The organism is Polaromonas sp. P1_E1_2, assembly GCF_056406035.1.
In genome coordinates this window covers 1-7,959 of sequence record NZ_JBFUAZ010000148.1, presented here as the reverse complement: position 1 = coordinate 7,959, position 7,959 = coordinate 1, and the positions used below count along the sequence as shown (strand labels likewise).

11 protein-coding genes are annotated in these 7,959 nt (G+C 61.6%); 5 read left to right on the top strand and 6 right to left on the bottom strand.

Translation table 11 applies throughout. The features are described from left to right. Window positions 1-268: LysR family transcriptional regulator (locus tag AC1D1P_RS09395; RefSeq protein ID WP_477672775.1), on the bottom strand; the 268-nt coding region annotated here is incomplete at its 3' end. 73 nt (window positions 269-341) lie between these two features. Between AC1D1P_RS09395 and AC1D1P_RS09390 the strand changes: the two genes are divergently transcribed. Then, the gene (locus AC1D1P_RS09390) at window positions 342-1,013 is read left to right on the top strand and encodes an N-acetyltransferase family protein (RefSeq protein WP_477671478.1); all 672 of its coding nucleotides are present in this window, start codon (window positions 342-344) and stop codon (window positions 1,011-1,013) included. Here AC1D1P_RS09390 and AC1D1P_RS09385 read toward each other — a convergent pair. Together AC1D1P_RS09385 and AC1D1P_RS09380 are read right to left on the bottom strand one after the other, a co-directional pair. Then, window positions 953-1,264, bottom strand: a complete 312-nt coding sequence (locus AC1D1P_RS09385) for a 2Fe-2S iron-sulfur cluster-binding protein (RefSeq protein WP_477672774.1) — start codon at window positions 1,262-1,264, stop codon at window positions 953-955. The two genes, AC1D1P_RS09390 and AC1D1P_RS09385, sit on opposite strands and share 61 nt — an antisense overlap. Window positions 1,265-1,306: 42 nt before the next feature. Further along, a complete protein-coding gene (locus AC1D1P_RS09380) occupies window positions 1,307-1,903 on the bottom strand; it encodes an LURP-one-related family protein (RefSeq protein ID WP_457279198.1) in 597 nt (198 codons plus the stop codon). 182 nt (window positions 1,904-2,085) lie between these two features. Between AC1D1P_RS09380 and AC1D1P_RS09375 the strand changes: the two genes are divergently transcribed. Further along, entirely contained in the window at window positions 2,086-2,607 is a 522-nt protein-coding gene (locus AC1D1P_RS09375; protein WP_477672773.1) for an N-acetyltransferase family protein, read from the top strand. 664 nt (window positions 2,608-3,271) lie between these two features. On the opposite strand, the gene AC1D1P_RS09370 is transcribed toward AC1D1P_RS09375, so the two are convergent. Continuing rightward, window positions 3,272-3,451 (bottom strand): hypothetical protein, encoded by a 180-nt coding sequence (locus AC1D1P_RS09370; RefSeq protein ID WP_457279196.1) that lies wholly within the window; start codon window positions 3,449-3,451, stop codon window positions 3,272-3,274. Between the two features lie 339 nt (window positions 3,452-3,790). Between AC1D1P_RS09370 and AC1D1P_RS09365 the strand changes: the two genes are divergently transcribed. Further along, complete coding sequence (locus AC1D1P_RS09365) at window positions 3,791-4,138, top strand: ElaB/YgaM/YqjD family protein (RefSeq protein ID WP_477671482.1); 348 nt, start codon at window positions 3,791-3,793, stop codon at window positions 4,136-4,138. Between the two features lie 207 nt (window positions 4,139-4,345). Next, a complete protein-coding gene (locus AC1D1P_RS09360) occupies window positions 4,346-5,287 on the top strand; it encodes a DUF808 domain-containing protein (RefSeq protein ID WP_477672772.1) in 942 nt (313 codons plus the stop codon). A 36-nt stretch (window positions 5,288-5,323) separates the two neighbouring features. Here AC1D1P_RS09360 and AC1D1P_RS09355 read toward each other — a convergent pair whose 3' ends face one another. Then, complete coding sequence (locus tag AC1D1P_RS09355) at window positions 5,324-5,527, bottom strand: hypothetical protein (RefSeq protein WP_477671484.1); 204 nt, start codon at window positions 5,525-5,527, stop codon at window positions 5,324-5,326. Window positions 5,528-5,715: 188 nt separating this feature from the next. Continuing rightward, window positions 5,716-6,642 (bottom strand): LysR family transcriptional regulator, encoded by a 927-nt coding sequence (locus AC1D1P_RS09350; protein WP_457279192.1) that lies wholly within the window; start codon window positions 6,640-6,642, stop codon window positions 5,716-5,718. Between the two features lie 442 nt (window positions 6,643-7,084). Between AC1D1P_RS09350 and AC1D1P_RS09345 the strand changes: the two genes are divergently transcribed. Continuing rightward, window positions 7,085-7,959: alpha/beta hydrolase (locus tag AC1D1P_RS09345; protein ID WP_477672771.1), on the top strand; the 875-nt coding region annotated here is incomplete at its 3' end.

The window sequence follows — 7,959 nt, the reverse complement described above, 5'->3', positions numbered from 1 at the left end:
CATTCGAGGAGTGGGAAGCCATGGCGGCCATGACGCCGTCTACGGCGGTGTTGACATGCTGGATTTCTTCCATCAGGTCAAGCCCTGCGGGTGTGGGCGTTGCGCGGCGCGCCACGCGTTCAATCAGGCGCACGCCCAGCTTCTGCTCCAGCTGCCTGATTTGCAGGCTGACGGCGGGCTGTGAAAGGCCCAGCCTTTCGGCCGCACCGGAAAAGCTCCCGGTTTCAACGATGAGGGCGTAGGTGCGCAGGTGGTCCAGGTTGAGCATGCAAAGAAATTCTAATCAATCTGATAAGTTTTGATATATTTACTTATGCATGCCGTTGCGCAACCATAGCGGCATGCACCTCACACCCATACCCCATGCCACGCGCCCCGGCCCTTCCTCCGGAACTTGCGATTCCCTGGTGATCGGTCCCTGTGCCGAAAGCCATATGGAGGCAATCCAGGCGATATACGCGCACTACGTGGCCACCAACCTGGCGACGTTTGAGCTGGAGCCGCCCAGCGTCGCGCAGATGTTGTCGCGCCGCGCCGACATCCTGCAGGGCGGCTACCCCTACCTGGTGGCGCACCGCAACGCAGAGGTGGTGGGGTACGCCTATGGCAGTGCCTATCGTTCGCGGCCGGCCTATCGCCATACGGTGGAAGACTCGATTTACGTCGCGCCAGGCATGCGCCAGGCCGGCATTGGCAGCGCCTTGCTGCGTGAGCTGATCCGCCAGTGCGAGCAGCGCGGTTTCCGGCAAATGGTGGGCGTGGTCGGCAACAGCGCCAACACGGGCTCGCTCAGGGTGCACGAGGCGCTGGGTTTTACCCGTGTCGGCACGCTGGGCTGTGTCGGCTACAAGTTCGGCCAGTGGGTGGACACGGTGCTGATGCAGCGCGCGCTCGGCGACGGCGCCGCGTCGCCCGGGGCTTTGCCCGTGGGTCTACGGCAGATACCGGCAGTTCAGTCCCCCGGCTCGATCACCACATCCGACAGTGGGTACGCGACACAGGGCAGGATGTAGCCCGTCTGCTTTTCCTCGGCGCTCAGGCCCGGCCATTCGATGCGGTAAGCTACCTGCCCGCTGGCCAGCCGGCGGATGCAGGTGCGGCAGGTGCCGTTTCTGCACGAACTGTCCATCGCCACGCCGGCCTGGAGCGCCGATTGCAGGATCGGCAGGGACGGCGAGGCGCTGAAATGCACCCCTTCCGGGTTCAGCTGGACGCTGAACAGAACCGCATTCGCCGGATCGCCAGGGTGGGCCGGGTCGTCCATCGCTGCTTCGGGTACGGGTAGCTGCCTGCGCCGGCGTCTGCGTTAACCGCGCAGGCGTTCCAGCAGCAGCACGGTCATCAGGGACAGCAACAACTGCTGCTCTTCGCGTTCATTGACGGGGGCCATCCGCTCGGCGGTGAACCGGCCCTCAAACAGGGCGGGCTGCTTGGTGAGCTCGGCCACCAGGGTGCCGTCGGGCCTCGTCACCTGGTAGGCGGGATGGAACAGGTAGCCCGAAAACATGCCGATCACCGGAATCTGGCTGAAGAGGCCGTCAAGAAAACGCGTCATCACGCTTTTTTCATTGATGCTGAAGTGGGTGACGCCGTTGTCCTGCACATCAAAACCGGCTCTCCACATGGAGCGCATGCCGCGACGCTTGATGCCGCCCAGCGCCGCGCCCTGGGTATCGGTGAAGTGATAAAGCGCCGAAAAATCGATAATCCGGTCCGCCTTGATCTGGTAGAGCTGCCGGTCCTGTTTTTCATCGGTGAAAACCGTGATGGCTTCCTTGAGCTTGAAGAGTTTTTGTTTGACATACGCCACCGGCTGGCTATGCGCGTCCTTGACCAGAAATTGCGGTGCAAAGGCGATGAGTTTGAAGGACATTTGCAGGGGAAACTGAATACCTTGGGCCATGATGTGCAAGCGCTTGTAAGTGTTAGGGTGCGACGAATGTACCCGACGCCCAAGTCACTTGCCGGGCATTCATCCTGCCGCCGACCGCCGTGAAGCGAATGTATTGCCGGGTAGGGGGCGATTTGGGCGACAATTCTGCTCCCCCGATCATTTCCCGCACCGATTCACAAGCGATTTTTTTCATGTCCAGCTATTCCGTCCGTCCCGCTACGCCCCGTGATGCCAAAACCATTGCCGAAATTCATGTCGCCACCTGGCAGGCCACTTATAAAGACCTCATGCCCGAGGACTACCTCGGCAAGATCACGGTGGAAAAACGCCTGCCTTACTGGCGCGAAGCCATTGAATTCAGCGAGCCGCAACTGCTGGTGGCCACGGACGGAGATGAGATCGTGGGCTTTGTCGGCTTTGACCGTTCCCGCGATGCCGGCACCAAATCCACGGTGGGTGAAATCTGGGCGCTGTATGTGCTGCCGGAACATTGGGGCAAGGGCGCAGGCCTGGCCCTGTGGGACGGCGCGCGTGAGGGCCTGAAAGAAGAGGGTTGCACGCAGGTCACGTTGTGGGTGCTGTTGCGCAATGAGCGTGCGCTGCGCTTTTATGAACACGCGGCGGGGTTCAAGCGCGAGATGCCATCGCTCAAGACGGTGGCTTTTGGCAGTGCCAAGCTGGAAGAGATCCGGCTCAAGCGGGTGGTTGATTGAGGGCTGGATTTTTGAACTGATTCTGTTTGGGCCGGTTCGTATTCCGGCGTTGTGCTTTCTGCTGAGAKCTGCTGGCCGGGGGTAGCCCGGCGGCTACTCACTTTTCTTTTGCTTCGCCAAAAGAAAAGTARGCAAAAGAAAAGGCGACCCTGCTGTCTGCGTCCCTACGCTTCGCTACGGGCAACCTGCGGTGCTCGGTTCAGGCGGGGTCTCGCTCGAACTCGCCTTCGGCTCAGACAATCGCGATCCCTGATCCGCCTGAACCTGCGCTCCTCGGCGCATACAGAAGGGCTAATCGGGAGCGGGGACTGAAGACAAATACCAACTCCAATACCGACAAGGACACGCCATGGCGTGTCCTTGTTTCTTCAGGTATTCGTATTCCTTCCCCACCCCCTTGTGGATGCGCCGAGGAGCGGAGGTCCAGACGGATCAGGGCAAAAACTTGTTTGAGCGAAGCGAGTTGTTTTTGACCCCGGCTGGACCGAGCACCACAGGTTGCCCGTAGCGAAGCGTAGGGACGCAGGAACCAGGGTCGCCTTTTCTTTGGTGACTTTCTTTTGGCGAAGCAAAAGAAAGTTACTTGCATGCCGGGCAACCCCCGGCCAGCAGAACTCAGCAAAAAGCACAACGACAGAAAAAACCAGGCCTTAAGAGCGCCATCTCACGACGGCACATTCACCACCCGCTCATCGTCATCAGGAATCAGCGGCATCCCTTCGTCGGGCTCGACCGGCAACTCCAGTGCGTCGTCTTCATCCAGACCTTCCTCGGGTGGGCCGTTACGCGGCTGGCCGTTGTCGGTTGCGCCGGTTCTGAGGGCGGGTCGTCCAATTCTGGGCATTGTGCTTCTCCTTGGAGTTTCGAAAACGTTAGAAGGGCGTTTATCAACGGTGCCTGGCCTRGATGCCTTTGGCTTGTGAGTTCAGGACGATGATGCGGGCAACCGCGACAGGGGCTGCCAAGCCAAGCGGCCTTTTTCCTGTCAGTGTGGGCCGACAACCGCGCGGYACGCACAACACTCTCTTGTCCTACATGCAGCGTATCCGGCTGCGCACAGTCTGCATGCCTGCCACCGCTTAATGTCGGCAGACACCTCTGGATGACGAACCATATACCCGTCATCGCCGGGACACAAATAGATCGCAGAGGTATTTTGCGGAATTTTTTTGAAAGAAGCATCATGGACAAAACCACAGCCTCCACCGGTACGGCTTCCGGTACTGACAACCCCCTGCAGCGCGGCGTCGAGTCTGCCGGCGCAGCGCTCCACAGCGGTATTGACAAGGTGGCTGAGCCGGCCCGCAGTGCGGTAGACCGCGCTTCTTCCGCCGCGCACGAAGGCGTCGACAAGCTGGCCGGCGGTGCCAGCAGCGTGGCTGACCGTTTTGCCGACCAGACCCGCAGGGTGACTGAAGCACCAGGCCGGGCCATTGAGGCCTCGAAATCATGGGTGCAGGAAAGGCCCCTGGAGGCCGTCGGTGCCGCCCTTGCCTTGGGCTTTATCCTGGGACGGCTCACGGCACGCTGAATACCTGGCACATAAATGCCCGTTCAAAGCCGCCCGCGAGGCGGCTTTTTGTTGCGCTGGATTTGGGTACAGTAGGTCTCCCCTTCGGTGCGATCACAACGCATAACAGCAGCACCGGACTCCTGCCAGGCCCCGGCACCGCCACGGCCAGGCTTTGCAAGCTTTGCTCACCCCCTTCGGCCTTGCGCCGGCACACGGAACCTACATATGGCCAGCAGCCTCCTTGCATTGATCGACGATATCGCCACCATCCTTGATGATGTGGCGCTGCTTTCCAAGGTGGCTGCCAAAAAAACTGCCGGCGTGCTGGGTGATGACCTCGCCCTCAACGCCCAGCAGGTTTCAGGTGTCAAGGCAGACCGGGAGCTGCCGGTGGTCTGGGCTGTGGCCAAAGGTTCTTTTGTCAACAAGGCCATCCTGGTACCGGCCGCGCTGGCCATCAGCGCGTTCATACCGTGGGCCGTCACGCCGCTGCTGATGGTGGGCGGTGCATTTCTTTGTTACGAGGGGTTTGAGAAACTCGCGCATAAATTCATGCACAGCGCAGACGAACAGGCGGCCGAGCATGAAGCACTGACCGCCGCACTGACCAACCCCGACGTAGACGTGCTGGCGCTTGAAAAAGACAAGATCAAGGGAGCGGTCCGCACCGACTTCATCCTGTCCGCTGAAATCATCGCGATCACGCTGGGCACCGTGCAGGCCAGTCCCTTCGTGACGCAGGTGGCTGTTCTKGGCGGTATCGCCCTYCTGATGACGGTGGGGGTTTATGGCCTGGTGGCAGGCATCGTGAAGCTGGACGATGGCGGGCTTTACCTTAGCCAGCGTGAAGGAGGCGGCGCCCTGGGCCGCTTTCAGCGCGGCGCAGGCCGCGCCATCCTGCTGACCGCTCCCTGGCTCATGAAAGGCCTTTCCGTGGCGGGCACCATCGCGATGTTCCTGGTGGGGGGCGGCATTCTGACACACGGCTTTGCGCCGTTGCATCACGCGATCGAGCTGCTCGCACAAAAAGCGTCGGCCATTGGCGGAGCAGGTGCCTTGCTGGCCGCGCTCACACCGCTGTTGATGGACGCACTCACAGGCTTGATCGCCGGTGCGCTGGTGTTGTTCGCCGCCATGCTGGTCAAGCGCGTCCTGGCGCGCCGCTGACACAGAAGAGAAGAGAGTGCATGGAGAATCCGGCAGTCAGTCGCCGGACTTTCCTGGCTTGGCCGGCTTTTCCGGTTCCTCGTGGCGGCCTTCAGTCTTGCCGGCGGGCTGGTCGTCCGGCACCGGAAATGGCCAGCGGCCTTTTTCACGGGGTGGTGCGGGCATGGCTGCTTCCCGCGCCCGCTGCTCCAGTGCCTTTCGGCTCTCGGTATCGGGCGCGGCAACTTTGGGTCTTGGCATGGGTGGTCTTTCGCAGGGAAGAAAGGCAGTGTATGAAAGCAGGCGCGCAAAACGCCGGACAGCCACTGACCTTACTCCCCTGGGATGTCCTGTGGTGTAGTCTGCGGATGACGCCAGTTGTAGGAAGCTGGGGACGCCGGGAAATGCCGATGCATTCGGTGTAGCGGCTGTCGCGTCGTCTGCCGCGTTTATTGCGGCAAGCTGCTCTTGCGCTGTATCAGGTCGTGTTTGGCGAACAGGTCGGCGATCCAGTCGACAAACACACGCACCTTGTTGCTCAGGTGGCGGTTGGGTGGGTACACCACATGAATGGGCTTGGCCTCGGAGCACCAGCCGTTGAACAGGGGCTCCAGCGCACCGCTGCTGATGTGGTGCTGAACCAGGAAGGTGAGCGTCTGCAGTATACCCAGGCCCGCCAGCGCCGCTGCCACACCCGCATTCGAGTCATTGACCGACAGCTGGTGGTGTCCGCCGATCTCCACCACCTCGCCGTCTTTTTGCAGGTTGACGGTGTAAAGCTTGCCGTCGCGCGGCGAAAAATAGCGGATCAGCTTGTGCGCCTGCAGCTCGCGCGGGTGCTGTGGCACGCCGTGGCGCTTGAGGTAGGCGGGCGAAGCGCAGGACATCAAATAGAACTCGCCGATGCGGCGCGCCACCAGCGACTGGTCGGTGATCTGCCCGCCGCGGATCACGCAGTCGACATTTTCTGCAAGGATGTCGATCGGCCGGTCGCTTACGCCAAGCTCCAGCTGGATGTCGGGGTAGCGCGCATAAAAATCGGGCAGGGCCGGAATCACCACCGCAAGGCCCAGTGAAGAGGGAATATCCACCTTGAGCCGGCCACGCGGGCTGGCCTTGGCGCGCGACATGCTCGACTCAAGCTCTTCCATTTCGCCCAGAAGGCGGCCGGCGCGCTCGTAGTAAGCCGCACCGTCGGCCGTCACGGTGACTTTGCGCGTGGTGCGGTTGAGCAGCTTGGTGTCCAGTGACTGCTCCAGCGTCTGGATCAGGCGCGTCACCGTGGGCTTGGGCATACCCATGGAATCTGCCGCTTTGGTAAACGTGCCGGCCTCCACAACCCGTACAAAGGCCTGCATTGCGGAAAATTTATCCATAAAAGAGTCCTGTTCTGGTGAGGGCCGTCAGCGCGTGCCTTGCCTGGCGGGCTGGCGCTGCAAGAGGATATGGGGCGGATAACGGGGGCGGTAATAAAAAGAATGGCTGCCGGGGAAGAGGGTCATTTGCCGACAGGGGCTCATCGGCAAAACGGCGAGGGGCGATTGTGACCAGCCCAGCCGGTTCAGGTGCGGGGCGCGAAATAGCCCTGAGAATTTTCCGGGATTGCCCGCTCCCGATTGACCTTGCCCCACAGGGAAGGATGAAACTCCGCGCTCGGATGTTCATGGGAGCTTTCATGGGGGACCGTGATTTTCAGAGGAGAAGCCTGCTTGCTACCCCTCATTGTTGCACTGGTGAAATAAAGTATAAACAAAACGGCTATTTATTAAGCGGGTTGTCGCGCGTATCTTCTGCTGCATTGCAACAAAGAGGAGCCGCGTGCGGCTCGCCATGATGAACAGCCCACAGCCCGTCCCCGCAGGCGCCGACAAAAACCCCCCTCCCTGGGTGGAAAAACAGATCCAGCTGGCACTGAAAAAGCCGCTGGACGTGCGCTTTTACGGCCGCCGCAGCGGCACGGGCGTTTCACCCCTGGTGGTGCATTTCCATGCCGGCGCGTTTGTAGGCGGGTCCCTGGAAGGCGGTTCCTGCGTAGCCGGGTTGCTGGCCCAAGCCGGCGCAGTGGTGATGTCGCTGGACTATCCGCTGGCGCCAGAGCACCCTTTCCCCAATGCTGTCGAAATAGGTTATGCCGCGCTGGTCTGGGCCGCCAAGGCCCGCCACAAGCTGGTCGGCGTCGGTGCGCCGGTTTTTGTGGCCGGCGAAGAGGCCGGTGGCAATATCGCTGCCGCCGTGGCGCTGATGGCGCGTGACCAGCATGAGCCTGCCCTGGCGGGGCAGATCCTGATGTCGCCCATGCTGGACCCATGCCTTGCGACCGCTTCGCTGCGCGACGCCGAAGCCGGGCCCGTGGGCTGCACCTGGGCCGACGGCTGGCACAAATACCTGCCCCGGGCCGAAGACGCAAGCCACCCTTACGCTGCACCCGGTGCGGCATTCCGCCTGGCAGGCCTTGCACCAACGTTGCTTATCACCGCGCAGGACGACCCGCTGCGCGACGAAACGCTGGCCTACGCCGCACGGTTGCGCGCCGCAGGCCTGGTTGCGCACGAGACCGTGTTGCCGGTGCCGACCGGTTGGCCCTGTAGCTATCTGCAGCCTTGCGACCACAAGGCTGCGTGGGGCCCTGTCCTGCATGAGCAGTACACCCGTTTTTTCGCTGATGCGCTGGCCGCGCATGCGACCCATTCCTG